Annotated in this window: 20 protein-coding genes and 1 riboswitch; of the genes, 5 read left to right on the top strand and 15 right to left on the bottom strand. The window is 64.9% G+C overall.

The window, feature by feature from the left end; all coding sequences use genetic code 11:
• Positions 1-14: 14 nt before the first annotated feature.
• Complete coding sequence (gene leuS / locus BM046_RS06815; RefSeq protein ID WP_090538291.1) at positions 15-2,621, bottom strand: leucine--tRNA ligase; 2,607 nt, start codon at positions 2,619-2,621, stop codon at positions 15-17.
• Between the two features lie 229 nt (positions 2,622-2,850).
• Between leuS and BM046_RS16120 the strand changes: the two genes are divergently transcribed.
• Entirely contained in the window at positions 2,851-3,129 is a 279-nt protein-coding gene (locus tag BM046_RS16120; RefSeq protein ID WP_143084163.1) for a hypothetical protein, read from the top strand.
• On the opposite strand, the gene lnt is transcribed toward BM046_RS16120, so the two are convergent.
• The 5 genes from lnt to miaB form a co-directional block, all read right to left on the bottom strand.
• The gene (lnt, locus tag BM046_RS06810; RefSeq protein ID WP_090538289.1) at positions 3,073-4,608 is read right to left on the bottom strand and encodes an apolipoprotein N-acyltransferase; all 1,536 of its coding nucleotides are present in this window, start codon (positions 4,606-4,608) and stop codon (positions 3,073-3,075) included. The genes BM046_RS16120 and lnt overlap by 57 nt on opposite strands.
• 64 nt (positions 4,609-4,672) lie before the next feature.
• Entirely contained in the window at positions 4,673-5,512 is an 840-nt protein-coding gene (locus BM046_RS06805; RefSeq protein WP_090538287.1) for an HlyC/CorC family transporter, read from the bottom strand.
• Positions 5,513-5,522: 10 nt separating this feature from the next.
• On the bottom strand, positions 5,523-5,981 hold the full coding sequence (ybeY, locus tag BM046_RS06800; protein ID WP_090538285.1) for an rRNA maturation RNase YbeY: 459 nt from the start codon (positions 5,979-5,981) through the stop codon (positions 5,523-5,525).
• Positions 5,971-6,984 (bottom strand): PhoH family protein, encoded by a 1,014-nt coding sequence (locus tag BM046_RS06795; protein WP_090538283.1) that lies wholly within the window; start codon positions 6,982-6,984, stop codon positions 5,971-5,973. The genes ybeY and BM046_RS06795 overlap by 11 nt, the downstream gene beginning before the upstream one ends.
• A 109-nt stretch (positions 6,985-7,093) precedes the next feature.
• Positions 7,094-8,434, bottom strand: a complete 1,341-nt coding sequence (gene miaB, locus BM046_RS06790) for a tRNA (N6-isopentenyl adenosine(37)-C2)-methylthiotransferase MiaB (protein ID WP_090538281.1) — start codon at positions 8,432-8,434, stop codon at positions 7,094-7,096.
• A 173-nt stretch (positions 8,435-8,607) separates the two neighbouring features.
• On the opposite strand from miaB, the gene BM046_RS06785 reads away from it, so the two are divergent.
• Entirely contained in the window at positions 8,608-8,949 is a 342-nt protein-coding gene (locus BM046_RS06785; RefSeq protein WP_090538279.1) for a DUF1820 family protein, read from the top strand.
• 8 nt (positions 8,950-8,957) lie between these two features.
• On the opposite strand, the gene BM046_RS06780 is transcribed toward BM046_RS06785, so the two are convergent.
• From BM046_RS06780 to BM046_RS06765, 4 genes are all read right to left on the bottom strand, one after another.
• Entirely contained in the window at positions 8,958-9,545 is a 588-nt protein-coding gene (locus BM046_RS06780) for a tetratricopeptide repeat protein (protein WP_090538277.1), read from the bottom strand.
• A 119-nt stretch (positions 9,546-9,664) separates the two neighbouring features.
• On the bottom strand, positions 9,665-10,945 hold the full coding sequence (hemL, locus tag BM046_RS06775) for a glutamate-1-semialdehyde 2,1-aminomutase (protein WP_090538276.1): 1,281 nt from the start codon (positions 10,943-10,945) through the stop codon (positions 9,665-9,667).
• An 11-nt stretch (positions 10,946-10,956) separates the two neighbouring features.
• Entirely contained in the window at positions 10,957-11,583 is a 627-nt protein-coding gene (gene thiE / locus BM046_RS06770) for a thiamine phosphate synthase (RefSeq protein WP_090538272.1), read from the bottom strand.
• Positions 11,580-12,380, bottom strand: a complete 801-nt coding sequence (locus BM046_RS06765; protein WP_090538270.1) for a hydroxymethylpyrimidine/phosphomethylpyrimidine kinase — start codon at positions 12,378-12,380, stop codon at positions 11,580-11,582. The genes thiE and BM046_RS06765 overlap by 4 nt, the downstream gene beginning before the upstream one ends.
• Before the next feature lie 117 nt (positions 12,381-12,497).
• Between BM046_RS06765 and BM046_RS06760 the strand changes: the two genes are divergently transcribed.
• On the top strand, positions 12,498-12,920 hold the full coding sequence (locus tag BM046_RS06760) for an Mpo1 family 2-hydroxy fatty acid dioxygenase (protein ID WP_090538427.1): 423 nt from the start codon (positions 12,498-12,500) through the stop codon (positions 12,918-12,920).
• Between the two features lie 21 nt (positions 12,921-12,941).
• Here BM046_RS06760 and BM046_RS06755 read toward each other — a convergent pair whose 3' ends face one another.
• The 5 genes from BM046_RS06755 to BM046_RS06735 form a co-directional block, all read right to left on the bottom strand.
• On the bottom strand, positions 12,942-13,577 hold the full coding sequence (locus BM046_RS06755) for a pseudouridine synthase (RefSeq protein ID WP_090538268.1): 636 nt from the start codon (positions 13,575-13,577) through the stop codon (positions 12,942-12,944).
• Positions 13,561-13,764: a DUF2788 domain-containing protein gene (locus tag BM046_RS06750; protein ID WP_090538266.1), complete on the bottom strand. Its 204-nt coding sequence runs from the start codon at positions 13,762-13,764 to the stop codon at positions 13,561-13,563. Before BM046_RS06750 ends, BM046_RS06755 begins: the two co-directional genes overlap by 17 nt.
• A gap of 22 nt (positions 13,765-13,786) precedes the next feature.
• Complete coding sequence (locus BM046_RS06745) at positions 13,787-14,272, bottom strand: Lrp/AsnC family transcriptional regulator (protein WP_273123606.1); 486 nt, start codon at positions 14,270-14,272, stop codon at positions 13,787-13,789.
• Between the two features lie 315 nt (positions 14,273-14,587).
• A complete protein-coding gene (locus BM046_RS06740; protein ID WP_090538261.1) occupies positions 14,588-15,469 on the bottom strand; it encodes a cation diffusion facilitator family transporter in 882 nt (293 codons plus the stop codon).
• Positions 15,469-15,879 carry a polyribonucleotide nucleotidyltransferase gene (locus BM046_RS06735; RefSeq protein ID WP_090538259.1) on the bottom strand — a complete coding sequence of 137 codons (411 nt, stop codon included), beginning with the start codon at positions 15,877-15,879 and terminating at the stop codon, positions 15,469-15,471. The genes BM046_RS06740 and BM046_RS06735 overlap by 1 nt, the downstream gene beginning before the upstream one ends.
• Before the next feature lie 113 nt (positions 15,880-15,992).
• On the opposite strand from BM046_RS06735, the gene hrpB reads away from it, so the two are divergent.
• Positions 15,993-18,533: an ATP-dependent helicase HrpB gene (hrpB, locus tag BM046_RS06730; protein ID WP_090538257.1), complete on the top strand. Its 2,541-nt coding sequence runs from the start codon at positions 15,993-15,995 to the stop codon at positions 18,531-18,533.
• A gap of 118 nt (positions 18,534-18,651) precedes the next feature.
• Positions 18,652-19,671 (top strand): class I SAM-dependent methyltransferase, encoded by a 1,020-nt coding sequence (locus BM046_RS06725; protein ID WP_177197813.1) that lies wholly within the window; start codon positions 18,652-18,654, stop codon positions 19,669-19,671.
• Positions 19,672-19,697: 26 nt separating this feature from the next.
• A riboswitch (yybP-ykoY riboswitch) is annotated at positions 19,698-19,814 on the top strand.
• Positions 19,815-19,873 lie beyond the last annotated feature (59 nt).

The following is a 19,873-nucleotide window of genomic DNA, read 5'->3' as shown; positions in this document are numbered from 1 at the left end:
TTTCTCCGTTGTTGTCAGTTGGCGACGATATTGACCAGCTTGCCCGGCACGACGATCACCTTGCGAATGGTCAGACCGTCGGTGAAGCGCAGCACGTTCTCGTTGCTGCGGGCAGCGGCTTCCACGTCCTCACGGCTGGCGTCGGCGGGCACCTGAATGTGCCCACGCAGCTTGCCGTTGACCTGGATGACCAGCTCCAGACTGTCCTGTACCAGGGCGCTTTCATCCAGCTGCGGCCAGGGCGCATCGATCACCGGCGTGTCGTGGCCCAGACCCTGCCACAGGGTGTGGGCGATGTGCGGGGTGATCGGCGCCAGCAGCAGGGTGACGGTTTCCAGACCTTCCTGGAGCACGGCGCGGTCCTGCTCGCTGTCCCGGGGCGCCTTCTCCAGTACGTTCATCAGGGTCATTACTGCGGCAATGGCGGTGTTGAACTTGTGATGCTGGCCGATATCCTGGCTGGCCTGACGGATCGCCAGGTGGGTGGCACGCCGAACCTGCTTCTGGGCGTCGTTCAGGCTGGTGATATCCAGCGCACCCGGCAGCCCGTCGGTGATGTGCTGATGGGCCAGACGCCAGACCCGACGCAGGAAGCGCTGGGCCCCCTCGACGCCGGAATCGGACCATTCCAGGCTCATGTCCGGCGGCGAGGCGAACATCATGAACAGGCGGCAGGTATCGGCGCCGTACTGATCGATCATCGCCTGCGGGTCGACCCCGTTGTTCTTCGACTTGGACATCTTCTCGGTACCGCCGATCTCCACCGGCAGGCCGTCACTGCGCAGGCGGGCGCTCAGCACCTTGCCCTTGCTGTCGGTCTCGACCTCCACGTCCGCCGGGTTGTACCAGGTGCGGGCGCCTTTCTCGTCGATGCGGTAGTAGGTGTCGGCCAGTACCATGCCCTGGGTAAGCAGGTTCTTGAAGGGCTCATCGGAGTCCACCAGTCCTTCGTCGCGCATCAGCTTGTGGAAGAAGCGCGCGTACAGCAGGTGCAGGATGGCATGCTCGATGCCTCCGATGTACTGGTCCACCGGCAGCCAGTGATTGGCCGCGGTAGGGTCGACCATGCCCTTGTCGTAGTGCGGGCTGGCGTAACGGGCGAAGTACCAGGAGCTTTCCACGAAGGTGTCCATGGTATCGGTTTCCCGGCGCGCCGGCTGGTTGCAGCTGGGGCAGGTGCACTCGTAGAACTCGGGCATCTTCGCCAGCGGGCTCCCTGCACCATCGGGCACCACATCCTCGGGCAGCACCACCGGCAGCTGGTCGTCCGGTACCGGTACGTCGCCGCAGCTCGGGCAGTGGATGATCGGAATCGGGCAGCCCCAGTAGCGCTGGCGGCTGATACCCCAGTCGCGCAGGCGGAACTGGGTGCGAGGTTCGCCCAGCTCCTTCTGCTTGAGCACTTCACCGATGGCGGTGAAGGCGCTGTCGAAGTCCAGACCGTCGAACTCGTCGGAGTTGATCAGCACACCCTTCTCGGCATAGGCATCCTGCCAGGGGGCGGGGGTGCTGTCCCCGGCGGAGGTGCGGATCACCGGCTTGATCGGCAGACCGTACTGGCTGGCGAAGGCAAAGTCGCGCTCGTCGTGGGCCGGCACGGCCATCACGGCGCCTTCGCCGTAGCCCATGAGTACATAGTTGGCGACCCACACCGGCAGCTTCTCGCCGGTGAGCGGGTGCTCGACGAACAGCCGGGTCGCGTGACCCTTCTTCTCCTGGGTGGCAATGTCCGCTTCGGATACGCCGCCGCGCTTGCATTCCTCGATGAAGGCCTGCAGCTGGGGATCGCTCTCGGCGGCCTGAGCGGCCAGCGGGTGTTCCGGCGCCACGGCCACATAGGTGGCCCCCATCAGGGTGTCCGGGCGGGTGGTGAACACCTTGAGCTTGCCGTCCCGGCCGATGCTGGCCTGGTCGTAGGGGAAATGCACCTCCATCCCCACCGACTTGCCGATCCAGTTGCGCTGCATGGTCTTGACCTGTTCCGGCCAGCCGGGCAGGTCATCCAGCGAGCTGAGCAGCTCCTCCGCGTAATCGGTGATGCGGAAGTAGTACATGGGGATCTCGCGCTTCTCGACCAGTGCGCCACTGCGCCAGCCGCGGCCGTCGATCACCTGCTCGTTGGCCAGTACCGTCTGGTCCACCGGGTCCCAGTTAACCGTGCCGTTCTTGCGATAGATCACGCCTTTTTTGAACAGGCGGGTGAACAGCCACTGTTCCCAGCGGTAGTAGTCAGGCGCACAGGTGGCGAACTCGCGCGACCAGTCGATGGCCAGGCCCAGGCTCTTGAGCTGGTTGCGCATGTAGTCGATGTTCGACCAGGTCCAGGCCGCCGGGGCCACCTGATTGTTCATCGCGGCGTTCTCCGCGGGCATGCCGAAGGCGTCCCAGCCCATCGGCTGCAGCACATTGCGACCCTGCATGCGCTGGTAGCGGGCGATCACGTCACCGATGGTGTAGTTGCGAACATGCCCCATGTGCAGCTTGCCGCTGGGGTAGGGGAACATTGACAGGCAGTAGTAGGTGTCGCGGTCGGGGGTTTCCTCAACCCTGAAGGCGTCGGTCCTTTCCCATTCCTGCTGGGCGGCATGTTCGATTTCGCGGGGAGAATACTGTTCTTGCATGGGGAGGGCTGTCTGTAGGCTCTATCAGGATAAAAAGTAATGGGGCAGCATACACCACAGCGGCCCTGAACCGGTAGCGGTATGCCATTCGTCGCCGGCCGTCGGGCAGTCCACGGCTGCCGACTATGCTAAGGGGCAAGGGAGCCGCGTTGTCCGATTGGTACGCTCTGCACGGCGGCTTCCGAGGAGTCCGCCGTGGGCGGATATCGTACCCATCAGGGAGAATCGCATGAAATCAGTGCAATCAGCGGCCCTGCGCGGTGATCGGGACTCGTCCTACGGTCGATTGCTGCGAAGACTGGATCAGGCGATGGATCTGGCCTGTACCCGCCAATGGCTGAGTGGACAGCCAAGTGCCCCCGGAGAACTGGAAATACAGGGATTGAGCGAGTCCGACCTGCGGCTGCTCGATCAGATCCTGCGCAGCATCAAACTCAACCGCGTGTCCGCATCACCGTCGATCATTTCGGCGCTTCACGAAGCACAGCAGCAGAACCACCGCCATTAGCGTACCCAGCGGCCAGTTGCCCCAGCGCAGCCAGGGTGTCTGGCCGTCGCGGGGCTGCACCCAGCCGTGCAGCGCCAGCTGCTGAAACTGGGGAATACGCGCGGTAATCCGGCCCTGGTGATCGATCAGGGCAGTGACCCCGTTATTGGTGCCGCGGATCATCCAGCGGCCCGACTCCAGAGCCCGCATGCGGGCCATCTGCAGGTGCTGCATGGGCCCGATGGACTCACCGAACCAGCTGTCGTTGCTGATGGTGATCAGCAGCTGACTGCGCCTGGCCAGGCGCGCGGCAAAGTCGGGATAGACGGTCTCGTAACAGATGAAAGGGGCCAGCTGATAACCGGCGGCCTGCAGCGGGTCCTGCTGCAGCGGGCCGCGGGAGAAGCTGGACATGGGCAGATCGAAGAAGGCAATCATCCCGCGCAGCCACTGCTCCAGCGGGACGTACTCGCCGAAGGGTACCAGCTTGTGCTTGAGGTACACATTCGGCTCGCTGCCCGCGACCATGATGCCGTTGTAGATGCGCAGCTGGCCCTGGTCGTCCTCGTCTACCGGGATGCCGGTGATCAGGGTGGTGCCCTGGCTGGCAAGATTGGCCGCCACGCCCTGGACAAAGGGCATGGCACTGCTGCTCAGAACCGGGACTGCGGTTTCCGGCCAGACGATCAGGTCGGTATCCCGGCGCTGGGCATAACTCATGTCGCGGAAGGTGGCGAGGGTATGGTCGATGTGCGCCGGGTCCCACTTGCGCGACTGTTCGATATTGGCCTGGATCAGGGCGACCGACAGGGGCTCGCCCGCCGGGCGCGTCCATTCGATGCCGGTCAGCAGGCCGCCGGCGCCCCAGATTCCGAGCAGCGCCGCGATCATCGCCAGGGCGTTCTTCCAGCGACGCCAGAGTCCGCCGTGGCTGAGCAGACAGGCGCTGAACACGGTGATGAAGCTCAGCAGCCAGACTCCGCCAATCGGTGCCCAGCCGGCCAGCCAGGTGTCGGTGTGGGCGTAGCCCTGATACAGCCAGGGAAAGCCGGTGAGGAACCAGCTGCGAAAAAACTCCTGGCCGACCCAGAGAGCGGCGAAGCCGAGACTTGCCAGCCAGGGACCCGATTGCGGACGCAGCCAGCGGGCCCACAGCCAGGCGGTCAGCGCCGGGATCAGCGCCAGTCCCGCCACCAGACCTCCGGTCAGCAGGGCTGCCAGGGCCGGTGCGGCATAACCATGCACGTGGATGCTGATATAGATCCAGGATACACCGCTGAGAAACAGTCCCAGTCCCCAGCACCAGCCGCGCCACAGCGCCTGACGGCCCTCCAGGCGCTGCAGGCCCTGGTACAGCAGGGCAATGGACAGCAGGCCCAGCGGCCAGATATCGAAGGGAGTGAAGGACAGGGTAGTGAGGGCACCGGCAATCAGGGCCAGCAGGTGGCCGCGCCAGCCGGGGGCGCGCAGCCAGTCGAGCAGTTCATGTGCCAGCGGCATGGGTTCCTCGTGTCAAACCATCATCGTCATCGGTTGCAGGCCCCGTCATCGGGCAGGCAATGCCTCAGGGCTGGATCAGGCTGACCCGCAGCAGGTGGATGCGGCGGCTGTCGGCATTCAGGATGCGGACGCGGAAGCCATCCAGTTCGACGATCTCGTTGCGCTTAGGCAGATGACCGAAGGCATTCATCACCAGTCCGCCGAAGGTATCGAACTCCTCGTCGGAGAAATCCGTCTCGAACTCCTCGTTGAAGTCCTCGATTGGCGTCAGCCCCTTGACCAGATAGTCGCCGGAGGGCAGGGCCTTGATATATTCCTCATCATCGAAATCGTGCTCGTCCTCGATGTCGCCGACGATCTGTTCAAGCACGTCCTCGATAGTGATCAGCCCGGACACGCCGCCGTACTCGTCGATGACGATGGCCATGTGGTTATGGGTAGCGCGGAATTCCTTGAGCAGGACATTCAGGCGCTTGGACTCGGGCACGCAGGTAGCCGGGCGCAGCACGTCCTTGATGTTGAAGCGCTCGGTGTTGCCCTCCAGCAGCAGGGGCAGCAGATCCTTGGCCAGCAGGATGCCGAGCACGTCATCGATGCTTTCGCCGATGACCGGGAACCGCGAGTGGGCCGCCTCGATGATCGCTGGGAGGAACTCCCGGGGTGTCTGGCTGGCCTTGATGGTGTTCATCTGCGACCGGGGAATCATGATATCCCGGACCTGCATGTCCGCCACCTGAAGGGCTCCCTCGATAATGCTCAGTGCTTCCAGATCCAGCACCTCGTTGCGCTGGGCGGTACGCAAGACCTCAAGCAATTCCTGGCGACTGCGCGGTTCCTGGGCAAAGGGCTGAACTAGCTTCTCCAGCCAGGACCTGTGTCCGCTGCTCGGTCGATCTTCGCTCATGGCTCTCTCATTACTCGTCGGATTCAAGGTAGGGATCGGCAACGCCCAGTTCGGCCAGCAGCTCGCGCTCGAGCTGTTCCATGATCTCGGCCTCACTGTCTTCGATGTGATCATGGCCCAGCAGGTGCAGGCAGCCATGGATCACCATATGGGCCCAATGGTCCTCGCGCCGCTTTCCCTGTTCCGCTGCCTCGCGGTTGACCACGGGCACGCAGATGACCAGATCGCCCAGCAGGGGGATCTCGAGTTCCGGGGGCAGGTCTGCAGGGAAGGACAGGACATTGGTCGGGTAGTCCTTGTGACGGTACTCCCGATTGAGCTCCTGGCTCTCCTCGGCATCGACCAGACGTATGGTCAGTTCGCTGCCGGGGTTGTTGCGCAGGGCCAGGGCGGCCCAGCGCATGAGACTGTCGTCGTCAGGTTGATCGGGCGCGTCGGTCGCCCTCTGTATGTCTACCTCAATGGTCATGACGGCGCTCCTGGCGCTCCTGCTCCTGACGCTGGTCGAAACGGTCGTAGGCCTCGACGATGCGCTGCACCAGCGGATGGCGCACCACGTCCTTGGACTGGAAGTGGGTAAAGCCGATGCCCTTGACGTCCTTGAGTACTTCCATGACGTGGGTCAGACCCGAGCGCGTGCCGCGGGGCAGGTCGACCTGGGTGATGTCCCCGGTGATCACGGCAGTTGAGCCGAACCCGATCCGCGTGAGGAACATCTTCATCTGTTCCAGGGTGGTGTTCTGACTCTCATCGAGGATGATGAAGCTGTTGTTCAGCGTGCGGCCGCGCATGTAGGCCAGCGGGGCTACCTCGATCACCTGGCGTTCGATCAGCTTGGCCACCTGCTCGAAGCCGAGCATCTCGTACAGTGCGTCGTACAGGGGGCGCAGGTAGGGGTCGATCTTCTGCGACAGGTCGCCGGGCAGAAAGCCCAGCTTCTCGCCGGCTTCCACCGCCGGGCGCACCAGCAGGATGCGGCGGATCTGCTCGCGCTCCAGGGCATCCACGGCGCAGGCCACCGCCAGATAGGTCTTGCCGGTACCCGCAGGGCCGATGCCGAAGTTGATGTCGTGCTCCTGGATCGAGCGCACGTAGCTCTGCTGATTCGGACCCCGGGGCTGGATGGTCATGCGCTTGGTGCGCAGTATCACCGGCTGATGGTGGCTGTCCTGAGCCAGTGCCTCGCTGAGGTTCTCCAGACCGGACTCCTGAAGATACAGGTGCACGGTTTCCGGCTCCAGGTCACGGTGATCGCGGGTTTCGCGATACAGCTGACGCAGCACCGCCTCGGCCGAGCGGGTGATGGCCGGATCGCCAATCAACTCAAAATGATTGCCACGATTGCGCACCTCGATGCCGAGGCGCTGTTCGATCAGGCGCAGGTTTTCATCAAACTGGCCGCACAGACTGGCAAAGCGCCGGGAGTCCACGGGCTCGATACTGAAACGATGGATGGTCAAGGGAGCGTTCAAATTGGTCTTCAGGGGGCCTTGTGGCAGTGGGAAAGTCACAGCATAGCGCGCAAAATGGCCGCTGCAAAGCCGGACGGCCAGCGGCCTCCGGCGGCAGCGGCAGCCTGGCTCAGTGCACGGTTTCGCTCAGCAGAGTGCCGCGCAGGGAGTGGGGCAGGGCCTCATCAATACGCACGTCCACAAACTGGCCGATCAGCGCCGGGTTGTCGCTGCGGAAGTTGACCACGCGGTTGTGTTCGGTACGACCCTGCAGCATGCCCGGGTCCTTCTTCGAATAGTCGGTGACCAGAATGCGCTGGGTGGTGCCGACCATGCGACGGCTGTTCTCGAAACCCTGCTGGTTGAGCCGGGCCTGGAGTATCTGCAGGCGCTGTTTCTTCACCTCGGCGGGAGTGTCATCCACCAGGTCGGCTGCCGGGGTGCCGGGGCGGGCGCTGTAGATGAAGGAATAGGAGAAGTCGAAGCCGACTTCTTCCACCAGTTTCATGGTCTGCTCGAAGTCGCGGTCGGTCTCCCCGGGGAAGCCGACGATGAAGTCCGAGCTGAGGATGATGTCCGGCACCGCCGCCTTGAGCTTGCGGATGCGGGATTTGTATTCCAGCACCGTGTGGTTGCGCTTCATGCCGGCCAGCACCCGGTCGGAGCCCGATTGCACCGGCAGATGCAGGTACTTGACCAGCTCCGGTACTTCGGCGTGGGCCTGGATCAGGCTGTCGGAGAACTCCAGCGGGTGCGAGGTGGTGTAGCGTATCCGATCAATGCCGTCGATCTGGGCGATCACCCGGATCAGATCGGCCAGGTCGGCGATGCCGCCATCATGGGTCTCGCCCCGGTAGCCATTGACGTTCTGGCCCAGCAGGGTGATCTCGCGCACGCCGTTCTCGGCCAGGTGCACGCACTCGGCCAGCACGTCATCGAAGGGACGGCTGACTTCCTCGCCCCGGGTGTAGGGCACCACACAGAAGCTGCAGTACTTGCTGCAGCCTTCCATGACCGAAACATAGGCGGTCGGGCCATCGACCCGGGGCTCGGGCAGGCGGTCGAACTTCTCGATCTCGGGGAAGGATACGTCTACCTGGGGAGCACCGGTGGTGCGCGCGGCGTCGATCATCTCCGGCAGACGGTGCAGGGTCTGAGGGCCGAACACCACGTCCACATAGGAAGCCCGCTCGCGGATGGCGGTCCCTTCCTGGCTGGCAACACAGCCGCCGACGCCGATGATGAGGTCGGGATTCTTCTCCTTCAGCGGTCGCCAGCGCCCCAGCTCGGAGAACACCTTCTCCTGCGCCTTCTCGCGAATCGAGCAGGTGTTGAGCAGGATCACGTCAGCCTCTTCGGGACTGTCGGTCAGCTCCATCGCCTGATATTCGCCGAGCAGATCTGCCATGCGCGAGCTGTCGTACTCGTTCATCTGGCAGCCGTGGGTCTGGATAAAAAGTTTCTTTGCCATGGGTTTGCGGGGGTGACTCGTGGAGAAAAACGGCGATTATACACGCTTGACCCGGGCAATGTGATGGTGGTGGTCGGGTGCTTGCAGCGCTCGCGGATGTGCTATGATCCGCGACCTTCAATCCGGCGTTTCGGCGCCCGGCATTACTGACCTGTGGTGTAACGTACGAGTCCATGAGCAAAGACAAGCAGCAGCCCATCTTCCGGGTGATTTTCCTCAATCAGGGGCAGGTGTTTGAAATCTATGCCCGCCAGATCTTCCAGAGCGAGCTGTGGGGCTTTCTCGAGGTCGAGGAGCTGGTGTTTGGCGAGCGTTCGCAGATGCTGGTCGACCCGGGCGAGGAAAAGCTCAAGAACCAGTTCGAAGGCGTCAACCGCAGCTTCATCCCGCTGCACGCCATAGTGCGCATCGACGAGGTGGAGCGTGTCGGTCAGGCCAAGATCAGCGAGGCCAAGGGTGGCAGCAACGTGATGTCCTTTCCGCTGCCGCCCGGTCCGGGGTCGGGGCAGGGGTGAGCCCCGGCTCACTCCATCTCGGGTTGCAGCTCCTCTTCCAGCAACTCCGGATGCAGCCGGCGCAGCTGCTCTTCCCGGATATGGCGCAGATAATTGCGGAACAGCGTGCCCAGCACCTGGGTCGCTGAGGCAATCTCCTCCTCGTTCATCTCTTCGGCCAGGCGATCACTGGCATCCATGGCGGCGTCCTGACCATTGACTGCAGCCATCTTCAGCATGATGTAGGCCTGGGGCAGGTTGCGCTCCACGCCCTCACCGGTGGCGTGCATCAGGCCGAGGCGGTACTGGGCATCGGGGTGCCCCTGGATCGAGGCGCGTTCGTACCACTTGAGCGCCTGCGCCAGGTCCCGCTCGCTGCGCTCGCCATGGTAGTAGAACTCCCCCATCTCGAACTGCGCCTGCATGTCATCGGCCTCGGCCATGCTGCGGCAGCTGTCCAGCGCCAGGGGCAGGTTGTCATCATCCACGCGGTTGAGCGCGCAGTGTTCCTCGGTGCTGATCACCAGCGGCTCGTCGTTCTGGGCCAGGGCCGGCACGGAGCCCAGGCCCAGTCCGAACAGGGTGCAGAACAGGAGAGAGCGGAGCGGTCTGGTCATGGTCAGGGGCCCGTTGGCTGATGCGTCAGGTGTCATTGTGCGCTGGAATCCGCGTCGGCGCCAACCGCCGGGCTGGCCGGCGGTGGATGCGCAGTGGAGAACCCCGTTCGGGGCGGGACTCAGAGTGCGGCGAAGGCGCGTTCGGCGGCGTCCAGGGTCAGCTGCAGTTCCGCCTCGCCGTGGGCGATGGAGGTAAAGCCGGCCTCATAGGCACTGGGCGCCAGGTACACGCCCTGGTCCAGCATCAGGTGGAAGAACTTGCTGAAGCGCTCGGCATCACTGGCCATGACATCCTCGAAGGTCTGGATGGCATCGGCGCCGCTGAAGTACAGACCGAACATGCCGCCCACCTGGGTGGTGACGAAGGGCACGCTGGCGGCATCGGCGCGGTCCTGCAGGCCCTGCAGCAGCCGGCTGGTGTAGGCGGCCAGCTCGTCATGGAAGCCGGGGCGGCTGATGAGTTTCAGGGTGGTCAGACCGGCGGCCATGGCCAGCGGGTTGCCCGACAGGGTGCCGGCCTGGTAGACCGGACCCAGCGGCGAGATGTGCTGCATGATTTCACGCTTGCCGCCGAAGGCGCCCACCGGCATGCCGCCGCCGACGATTTTGCCGAAGGTGGACAGATCCGGGGTCACGCCGAAATGGGCCTGAGCGCCGCCCAGTGCCACGCGGAAACCGGTCATCACCTCGTCGAAGATCAGCACGACACCATGTTCGTCACAGGCCTCGCGCAGGCCTTCGAGGAAGCCCGGTACCGGCGGTACGCAGTTCATGTTGCCGGCCACCGGTTCGACGATGATGCAGGCGATTTCATTGCCGACCCGGCTGAGCGTTTCACGCACGGCAGCAATGTCGTTATAGGGCAGGGTCAGGGTGTGCTGGGCAAAGGCCGCCGGTACGCCCGGCGAGCTGGGTACGCCGAAGGTCAGGGCGCCGGAGCCGGCCTTGACCAGCAGGCTGTCGGAGTGACCGTGGTAGCAGCCCTCGAACTTGATGATGGTGTCGCGGCCGGTGTAACCCCGGGCCAGGCGGATGGCGCTCATGGTCGCCTCGGTACCGGAGCTGACCATGCGCACCATGTCCATGGACGGCACCAGCGAGCACACCAGCTCCGCCATCTCGGTTTCCATGGCGGTGGGGGCGCCGTAGGACAAGCCATGCTCGAGCTGGCGGCGCACCGCCTCAAGCACCTCGGGGTGACCATGACCCAGGATCATCGGGCCCCAGGAGCCGACATAATCCACATAACGGCGGTCATCCTCGTCGATGATGTAGGCCCCTTCGGCATGCTTGATGAACAGCGGGCTGCCGCCGACGCTGCGGAAGGCCCGCACCGGCGAGTTGACGCCACCGGGGATGTGTTTCTGAGCACTGGCAAACAGGGATTCTGAACGGGACATGGGGTTATCTCTCAATGCTTGAATAGGGTGGTGAAGGCCTCGGCGCGCTGGCGCACGGCCTCGGCCGAGTCCGCACCGAACAGGCCGTGGATGACTGCCAGCAGATCGGCGCCGGCGGAGATCAGTTGTGGGGCGCGTTCCAGGGTGATGCCGCCGATGGCGACGATGGGAGCGCTGAAGCGCTCGCGGGCCTGCTCCAGCAGTTCCAGGGTGGCGGCCGGGGCGCCGGGCTTGGTCCGGGAGTCGAAGAAACGGCCGAAGGCAATATAGCTGGCGCCGGCGGCCAGCGCGGCTTCGGCATTGGCCAGGCTGGCGTGGCAGGTGGCGCCGACGATGGCTTCCGGCCCCAGCTCGGCACGGGCTTCCTGCAGGCTGCCATCCTCCAGGCCCAGGTGCACACCGACCCCGAGTTCGCTGGCCAGGGCCAGATCATCGTTGATCAGCAGCTCGGTACCGTACTGCGCGCACAGCGTTCTCAGCTGGCCGGCCTCTTCCCGCCGGCGCACGCTGTCCCTGCTCTTGTCCCGGTACTGCAGGAGTCGGGCACCGCCGGCCAGGCTCGCCTCGACCCAGGGCAGCAGGCGGCCATCGGCGAGCAGGGCGCTGTCGGTGATGGCGTAGAGGCCGCGCGGGCTCACTGGCAGAAGTCCAGCGGCAGACGGCGCGGTACATACTGACCCTGCCCCGGCCGCTCGGCGTCGCGCAGGGTGCGCCAGGTGTAGTCCAGGGCATTCTCCACGGCGCTGACCAGATCCTCGCCCAGCGCCAGGCGTCCGGCCAGGGTGCTGGCCAGGGTACAGCCGGAACCATGGTACTCGCCGGGCAGGCGGGCACAGGTGAAGGTATGTTCGCTGCCATCCTGGCAGTACAGGCGGTTATGCACTTCCTGCTCGGTGCCGTGACCGCCGGTGATCAGCAGGTTCTGGCACAGCGGCATGAGTTTTTCTGCGCATTCGTCCGCGGTGCCCTCGGGCAGCTCGGCGAGGATGCGTGCTTCGGGCAGGTTGGGGGTGACGATGCGGGCCAGCGGCAGCAGTTTCTCGCGCATCGTATAACCGACCTCATCCTTGCCCAGCGAGCCGCCACCGCCGGCGCGCAGCACTGGGTCGCAGACCAGCGGCAGGTGCGGGTGGGCCTGCAGTATCTCCACCACGGTGTCGACCATTTCCAGATTGCCGAGCATGCCCAGCTTGACCGCCGCCACCGGCATGTCGTTGAGCACGGCATTGGCCTGGGCCAGTACCCATTCGCGATCCAGTACGCGGAAATCGCTGACATTCACCGTGTTCTGCACGGTCAGCGCGGTCACCGTGGGGGCGGCATGACAGCCCTGGGCCAGCAACGCCTCGATATCGGCCTGCAGGCCGGCACCACCGCTGGGGTCATGGCCGGAAAGACAGAGAACAACGGGACGAAAAGGAGTAGGCGTATTCATGCGTTAAGCTTACCATCGAAGGTCAGGTATCGGTATGTGGGCGGGTCGCCGCCGTAACAGGCAGGGCCGCCGCTGATGACCGCTGACTATAACAATAACTCGCGAGGGAAGCTGCTGATGAAGACCGTAGAGCAATGGTTCGATGAGTATGGCGAGAGCCATCGCAACCCTTTGAACAAACTGGTGCACTGGGTCTGCGTGCCGCTGATCACCTTCAGCGTACTGGGCATGCTCTGGGCGCTCCATCCGCTGGTGGCGGCCGTGGTGCTCGGCCTGGCGCTGGCCTTCTATGTGGTGCTGTCCTGGCAGCTGGCGCTGGTCATGGCGCTGCAGGGTCTGGTGATGCTGTGGATCCTGCATCTGATGCCGGTGGTTTTCTGGCCCTGTGTGGCAATTTTCGTGGTGGCCTGGATCGGCCAGTTCATCGGTCACCACGTGGAAGGCAAGAAACCGTCCTTCTTCAAAGATGTGCAGTTTCTGCTGATCGGTCCGGCCTGGCTGATGGGGTTCGTGTTCCGCCGCCTCGGCTGGCGCTACTGAACGCGGTGGCCTCCGCCGGGCTCAACAGGGCAGCTCGCGCCACTCGCCCGGCTGCAGGTCACCCAGCTCCCAATCCCCGATCCGCACCCTGACCAGTCGCAGAGTGGGCAATCCCACGGCAGCGGTCATGCGTCTTACCTGGCGATTACGTCCTTCGCGTATGGTGATCGCCAGCCAGCTGGTGGGAATGCTCTTGCGAAAGCGCACCGGTGGCTGGCGGGGCCACAGGGCCGGCTCGGCCATCTGTTCCACCTCGGCTGGACGGGTCGGACCGTCATTGAGCAGCGGACCGGCCCGCAGCTGCGCCAGCTGCTCGGCGGTCGGCTCGCCCTCGACCTGCACCCAGTAGGTCTTGGCCAGCTTGTGTCTGGGGTCGGTGATCCGTGCCTGCAGGCGACCATCGTTGGTCAGCAGCAGCAGGCCCTCGCTGTCCCGGTCCAGCCGCCCAGCGGCATAGATGCCGGGAATATCCACGAAGTCCCTGAGGGTTGCCCGGCCCTGATCATCGGTGAACTGGGTCAGCACATCGAAGGGCTTGTTCAGTGCGATCAGACGGGGCACCGCCGGACGCGCAGCCGGCTGGCGTCGGGGGCGTCGATCGGGTCGCGTCGCGGCGGGGCGCTGCCGCCGGCCCGCCGGGTCAGAAACCTTCGACATTGCCCAGGATGATTGCCTTGATCACGAAGCCGACCACGCCCAGGCCCAGGGCGAAGAACAGCACCGCTGTGCCCCAGCGGCCGGCCTTGGATTGCTTGGCCAGATCCCAGACGATGAAGCCCATGAAGGCAACCAGCGCGAAGATGGTCAGGGGCAGGGCAAGGGCTTCGAATTCTTCGTAGCTCACGGGGTCCTCCGGCAAGGGGTGTTTATCTGTTGACCAGATGATTGAGGGGCAATTCCGTGCTGGAGACCACCTGGTTGAGCACAAAGCTCGAACGTACGCTGGACACGCCTTCGATCCGCGTCAGGGTGCCCAGCAGGAACTGCTGATAATGATCCATGTCCTGCACCACCACGCGCAACTGGTAATCGGCGTCCATTCCGGTTACCAGGGCGCAGTTGAGCACCTCCGGGCACTGGCGGATGGTGTCCTCGAAGTGGGCAAAACGGTCGGGAGTATGCCTGTCCATGCCGACCATGACAAAGGCCGTGAGCGTCAGGCCAAGCTTGTGCGGGTCAAGCAGAGCCACCTGGCGCAGGATGTAGCCGGCTTCCTCCAGCTGCTTGACCCGTCGCGAGCAGGGCGATGGCGACAGGCCGATGCGGTCGGCCAGCTCCTGATTGCTGATGGCAGCGTTTTCCTGCAGTGCCGCAAGGATTTTCAGGTCGTAGCGGTCTAGATCGGTGGGCATCATGGCGGCGCTCCTGTTCTCTTGCTTGAAATGGGTGGTTATTAGTGAATTGTTGCGGAGTATAGCGTTGGATGGGCAATAAAAGAAAAGAAATGGCGCGGTCGCCTGAGTAATATAGCCACATGTTTCAACGCCAGCCGGCGCGTCCAACCAGCCGCTTCAAAAGAGCAGGACTGGGATGAGCAACCCAGAAGGTTCCACTCATCACCCGGCTTCCCGACCCAGAAGGTCAGGAGTAGAGGCAGTATCCCACCAGGATAGCGACGGACATCAACGCCAACGGCCGACTCAGTCGGCCGTTGGCGTTTCTGCGTGTCAGACCGGGTCCTTGTGAACCAGCACCTCAGCCTGGGGGAAGCGTTCGCAGATCGCCAGGCGCACCTGCTCCCCCAATGCATGGGCCTGTCCCAGCGGCAGCTCGGCCGGCAGCTCCAGGTGCATCTGGATGAACCACTGCTGCCCGGACTCGCGGGTGCGCAGGTCATGCACGCCCATCACCCCGGGCACGGCACGGGCCAGGGCCAGCGCCTCCTGACGAACCTCCTCCGGCAGCTCATGATCCATGAGAATCTGCACCGCATCGCGGCCGATCTTCAGGGCACCCAGGGCAATGAACAGGGCAATACCGATGCCGAACAGCGCGTCCGCACCGCTGATGCCGTACCAGGCCAGGATCAGGGCGACAATGATGCTGGTGTTCATCAGCAGGTCGGAACGGTAATGCAGGGCGTCGGCACGGATGGCGGTAGAGCCGGTGCGGCGGATCACACGGTTCTGGAAACGCAGCAACAGCAGGGTAGCGATAATGGAGAACAGCATCACCCCGACACCGTACCAGGCGCCGTCCAGCGGCACAGGGTGGCGCAGTCGCTCCAAACCCTGCCACAACACCAGGCCGGCGGACAGGGTGATGAACGCGGACTGGGCCAGACCGGCCAGGGCCTCGGCCTTGCCGTGACCGAAACGGTGCCCCTTGTCCGCAGGTGTCAGCGCATAGCCGACAGCCAGCAGGTTGATCAGCGAGGCACCGGCATCCATCAGCGAGTCGGTCAGCGAGGCCAGCAGGCTGACCGAACCGGACATCAGCCAGACGGCGGTCTTGAGGCCGATCAGCAACAGCGCGGTGGCCAGTGAGGCGTAGGTTACCCGGCGCAGCAGGCGGCCATTTTCCGCGGTAACTTGTGCCCTGTCGGTCATCAGCCGCGTGCCGGCAGGTTCAGCAGGGCCAGTGCCTGGCTGCGCGGGTGCTGAACCTGAACTGCCTGCTCCATCGGCAGGTCGACACCCAGATCCCGGTGCAATATGGCCTTGAGCTTCAGCGGGTCCACCGCACCCTGGTCATCAAGCGCCTCGCCCAGACGTTCCGGAGCCAGGGAATAGCGCGCGTCGGGGAAGTAGATGGCGCCGGTGGCAAAGTCCACCGCAAAGGCCACCAGACCGGGGATGACATAGAACAGCAGGCCGATGCCATTGAGAATGGCCACGCCGGGATCGATCTCGCCGCTGATCTGCCCGCGCCGCTCGGGATAGAAAACGGTGCCGCAGGCGGCGAGCTGGGTGACCAGGGTAGTGCTCAGCAGGATGCTGGCCAGAGCCTTCAGACGCATTGTTGAACCCTCACATGCAGGCAGGTGACTGGATGCGCCAACTATACGCGTCCGCACTGATGGCTTGAAGATGGCGGAGTATAATGCCCGGCTTCAATCGAAAGTGAGCCCCGATGAACGAGCTTCCCGTACAGGCCGTGCTGCCGGCACTGGACCAGCAGCTGGCCACGCACCCCTGTGTGGTGCTGCAGGCGCCGCCCGGTGCCGGCAAGACCACTCTGGTGCCGCTGGCGCTGCTGGACAGCGACTGGCTGGCAGGAAAGAAGATCATTCTGCTCGAGCCGCGGCGGCTGGCGGCGCGGGCCGCAGCCGAACGCCTGGCCCAGTTGCTCGGCGAGCCGGTGGGTCAGACCGTCGGTTATCGCATCCGCCTGGAAACCCGAGTCAGCGCCGCCACCCGCATCGAAGTGGTGACCGAGGGAATATTGCAACGTCTGCTGCTGGCCGACCCCGAGCTGCCCGGCGTCGGCCTGGTGATCTTCGACGAATTCCATGAACGCAGTCTGGACGCCGATCTGGGCCTGGCGCTCTGTCTGCAGACCCAGCAGTACCTGCGCGATGAGCAGGACCCGCTGAAACTCCTGGTCATGTCGGCCACGCTGGATGCGGCGGCGGTCAGCCGGCTGCTGGACGATGCGCCGCTGGTCAGCAGTGAAGGCCGGCAGTACCCGGTGCAGATCCACCACGGCAGTGCGCTGGCCCCGGGGCAGCCCATCGAGCCGGTGCTGGAGCAATTGGTACTGCAGGCGCTGGCCACGGACAGCGGCAGTCTGCTGGTGTTTCTCCCGGGCGCCGCAGAGATCCGGCGACTGCAATCCCGCCTGGAAACCGCCTTGGCCGATGCGCCGGATGTGGATGTGACGCCGCTGTACGGCGATCTTGACTTTGCCGCCCAGCGTGCGGCCATCAGCCCGGCCCCACCGGGGCGGCGCAAGGTGGTGCTGGCCACGCCCATTGCCGAGACCAGCCTGACCATCGACGGGGTGCGGGTGGTGATCGACTCCGGCCTGTGCCGGGAGCCGGCTTTCGATCCGGTGTCGGGCATGACCCGCCTGCATACCCGGCGCATCTCCCGGGCTGCCGCCGAGCAGCGTGCCGGACGCGCCGGCCGTACCGAGCCGGGTGTCTGCTATCGCCTGTGGTCCGCCGATCAGCACGCCCAGCTGGCGGCCCAGAGTCCGGCGGAGATCCTGCAGGCCGATCTGGCGCCGCTGGCACTGCAGCTGGCGCGCTGGGGTGTGGACGATCCCGCCGAACTGGTGTGGCTCGACCCACCGCCTGCCGCCGCCCTGCAGCAGGGCAGGGACCTGCTGGTTCAGCTGGGTGCCCTTGAGGGCCGTGGCAGCGGTTGGGCACTGACCGAACACGGCACTGCTCTGAGTGAGCTGCCGATGCACCCGCGCCTGGCGCACATGCTGCTGCGCGGCCAGGCTCTGGGCCTGGGACAGCTGGCTTGCCGGCTGGCGGCCATCCTCGGCGAGCGGGACCTGCTGCGCGGGGTCGAGGATGCCGACATTGCCCGCCGGCTGGCCACTTTCGATGCACCGCGCAACGAGCCGGCGCTGGATCGCGGCGCCCTGCAGCGGGCACGGCGTCTGGTCGAACAGTGGCAGAAACTGCTGGCCCGCTTCCCGGTAGTCGAACCCCTGCCGAGCCCGCAGGACGAGCACTGGGCGGGATTGCTGCTGGCGCTGGCCTATCCGGATCGCATCGCCAGGCGGCGTGGCGAGCAGGGCAGCGACTATCGCCTGGCCAACGGGCGATCAGCGGCCTTCCCCCAGGTCGACAGTCTGCAGCAGCAGGAGTGGCTGGTGGTTGCCAGTCTCGGCGGGCACGCCAGTCAGCGCAATGCGCGGATCTTCCTGGCCGCGGCCCTGGATGCTGCCTGGCTGCCGACATACCTGCCGGAGCTGCTGCATCAGGAGCAGACGCTGGAATGGGATGGGCGCAGCGAAACCCTGGTGGCCGAGCAGCAGTGGCGGGTGGGGGCACTGGTGTACCGCCGCGAGCCGCTCAGGGACATCGAACCGGAACAGCGCAATCGCGCACTCTGCGCGGTGGTACGCAAGCAGGGCCTGAACCTGCTGCCCTGGACCCCTGCGCTGCGCCAGTGGCAGGCGCGTATCCTGCTGCTGCGTAATCTGGATCTTGAGCAGGGCGGCGAGTCCGCCTGGCCCGATGTATCCGATCAGGCCCTGCTGGACAGCCTGGAGCAGTGGCTGGCGCCCTGGCTCGGCAAGGTCACGCGGCTGGCGCATTTTGCCAATCTGGATCTGCCGGCCATACTCACCGGGTTGCTGCCCTGGCCGCTGCCCAAGGCGCTGGATGAGCAGGCGCCGACCCACTGGACGGTGCCCACCGGTTCGCGCATCCGCATCGACTACAGCGAAACGCCGCCGGTACTGGCGGTGCGGCTGCAGGAAATGTTCGGCAGCGCGCAGACGCCGCGCATCGCCAATGGCCGTATGGCGCTCAAGCTGCACCTGCTGTCGCCGGCGCAGCGGCCGGTGCAGGTAACCCAGGACCTGGAGGGCTTCTGGCGCAGCAGCTACGCCGAGGTGAAGAAGGACATGAAGGGGCGCTACCCCAAACACTATTGGCCGGATGATCCCCTGCAGGCCGAACCCACCACCCGGGCCAAGCCACGCAAGTGACCGTCCTGACGTAAAGCGGATGGGCTTTACCCCGGGTGGCGAGCAGCTCGTCCTCCCAGAGAGTGCTCGCCATCGCGTACAATGCCCGGCCCCTTGCTTACCTACCTTCGGAGTCGCCATGGACAACACCAGTCAGATTCTTCTGCGCAGTGCCGAGCTGCTTGCCGGTCAGCGGCTGCTGCTGGTCAACCCCGCGGCTGACGAGCTGACCCGAGAGCTGCCGGGCGACTGGCATGTGTGGACCTGGGACTACTCGGCCTTTCTCGGCCTGCGCGGCAGGTTGCCGGAGCATCAGCTGAGCTTCTCCCACCTGTGTCCGGCAGTGGAAGGGCTGGAAGGGGCCATCCTGGTCATGCCCAAGGCCATCGAGCGGGCCGAGTATGCGCTGGCGCAGATGGCACCACTGCTGGCCGCCGGCTGTCCGCTGTATCTGGTCGGCGAGAAGAAGGGCGGCATCACCCGGGCAGAAAAGCTGCTGGCCGGCTTGGGCGACGGGGCGGAGAAACTGGATTCGGCCCGCCACTGCCAGCTGTGGCGCACCCAGGTCAAGGGTGATGCCCCGGCCTTCCGGCTGGAGGACTGGCAACAGCAGATCGACCTCGATTTCCCCGACCAGAAGGTGCAGCTGACCAGCCTGCCGGGGGTGTTCAGCCATGGCCGGCTGGATGAGGGCAGTGCGCTGCTGCTGGAGGAGATGGCGCCTCTGCCGGCGGGCAAGGTGCTGGATTTCGGCTGCGGGGCAGGGGTGCTCAGCCTGGTGCTGGCGCGGCGCAATCCGGGTTGCCGTTTCGAGCTGGTCGATATCGATGCACTGGCGCTCTATTGCGCGCGTCAGACCCTGGACCAGCATGACGTGGACGCCCAGGTCTATCCCAGTGATGGTCTGAGTGACGTGCATGGCCGCTTTGCCGCCGTGGTCAGCAATCCGCCCTTTCATACCGGCGTGCGCCACGACACCAGCATCGCCGAGCGCTTCTTCAACGCCGTGGCGCGCAACCTGCTGCCCCGGGGCGAGCTGCGCATCGTGGCCAACGGTTTTCTCAAGTACCCGCCGCTGATCGAGGCCCATATCGGTCCCTGCCGGGTGCTGCGCGAAAACAGCCGCTTCAAGGTCTACTCGGCGGTGGCGCCGGGTTGATTCACCGGGGCTGTCTTGCTAGAGTTGCGCCCGTCTTAGGGGAGTAGTCTCTCCGGAAGCCCGCCTTCCAAGGCAGCCGTCAACATACTTGGCCCACAGGCCATGGCGTCTGCGACCCGCCGTCACCCAGGGTGACCGGGTTTGACGAGACCTTTGACACGGAACACCAGCCGAGGGCGGGGGTGTCGCCGTGTCATTGGAA

Source organism: Halopseudomonas formosensis, assembly GCF_900115905.1.
GTDB lineage: Bacteria > Pseudomonadota > Gammaproteobacteria > Pseudomonadales > Pseudomonadaceae > Halopseudomonas > Halopseudomonas formosensis.
The sequence above is the reverse complement of the archived record's forward strand: the minus strand, read 5'-3'. Positions and strand labels throughout refer to the sequence as shown.

Excerpts from the sequence above, each read along its gene's own strand:
- BM046_RS06740 (WP_090538261.1), bottom strand. The coding sequence starts at position 15,469 with ATGACCGACAGGGCACAAGTTACCGCGGAAAATGGCCGCCTGCTGCGC.
- BM046_RS16120 (WP_143084163.1), top strand. The coding sequence starts at position 2,851 with ATGAAATCAGTGCAATCAGCGGCCCTGCGCGGTGATCGGGACTCGTCC.
- BM046_RS06755 (WP_090538268.1), bottom strand. The coding sequence starts at position 13,577 with ATGTCGAAGGTTTCTGACCCGGCGGGCCGGCGGCAGCGCCCCGCCGCG.
- hrpB (WP_090538257.1), top strand. The coding sequence starts at position 15,993 with ATGAACGAGCTTCCCGTACAGGCCGTGCTGCCGGCACTGGACCAGCAG.
- BM046_RS06805 (WP_090538287.1), bottom strand. The coding sequence starts at position 5,512 with ATGAGCGAAGATCGACCGAGCAGCGGACACAGGTCCTGGCTGGAGAAG.
- ybeY (WP_090538285.1), bottom strand. The coding sequence starts at position 5,981 with ATGACCATTGAGGTAGACATACAGAGGGCGACCGACGCGCCCGATCAA.
- BM046_RS06780 (WP_090538277.1), bottom strand. The coding sequence starts at position 9,545 with ATGACCAGACCGCTCCGCTCTCTCCTGTTCTGCACCCTGTTCGGACTG.
- miaB (WP_090538281.1), bottom strand. The coding sequence starts at position 8,434 with ATGGCAAAGAAACTTTTTATCCAGACCCACGGCTGCCAGATGAACGAG.
- BM046_RS06765 (WP_090538270.1), bottom strand. The coding sequence starts at position 12,380 with ATGAATACGCCTACTCCTTTTCGTCCCGTTGTTCTCTGTCTTTCCGGC.
- BM046_RS06760 (WP_090538427.1), top strand. The coding sequence starts at position 12,498 with ATGAAGACCGTAGAGCAATGGTTCGATGAGTATGGCGAGAGCCATCGC.
- leuS (WP_090538291.1), bottom strand. The coding sequence starts at position 2,621 with ATGCAAGAACAGTATTCTCCCCGCGAAATCGAACATGCCGCCCAGCAG.
- BM046_RS06785 (WP_090538279.1), top strand. The coding sequence starts at position 8,608 with ATGAGCAAAGACAAGCAGCAGCCCATCTTCCGGGTGATTTTCCTCAAT.
- lnt (WP_090538289.1), bottom strand. The coding sequence starts at position 4,608 with ATGCCGCTGGCACATGAACTGCTCGACTGGCTGCGCGCCCCCGGCTGG.
- hemL (WP_090538276.1), bottom strand. The coding sequence starts at position 10,945 with ATGTCCCGTTCAGAATCCCTGTTTGCCAGTGCTCAGAAACACATCCCC.
- BM046_RS06735 (WP_090538259.1), bottom strand. The coding sequence starts at position 15,879 with ATGCGTCTGAAGGCTCTGGCCAGCATCCTGCTGAGCACTACCCTGGTC.
- BM046_RS06725 (WP_177197813.1), top strand. The coding sequence starts at position 18,652 with ATGGACAACACCAGTCAGATTCTTCTGCGCAGTGCCGAGCTGCTTGCC.
- BM046_RS06745 (WP_273123606.1), bottom strand. The coding sequence starts at position 14,272 with ATGCCCACCGATCTAGACCGCTACGACCTGAAAATCCTTGCGGCACTG.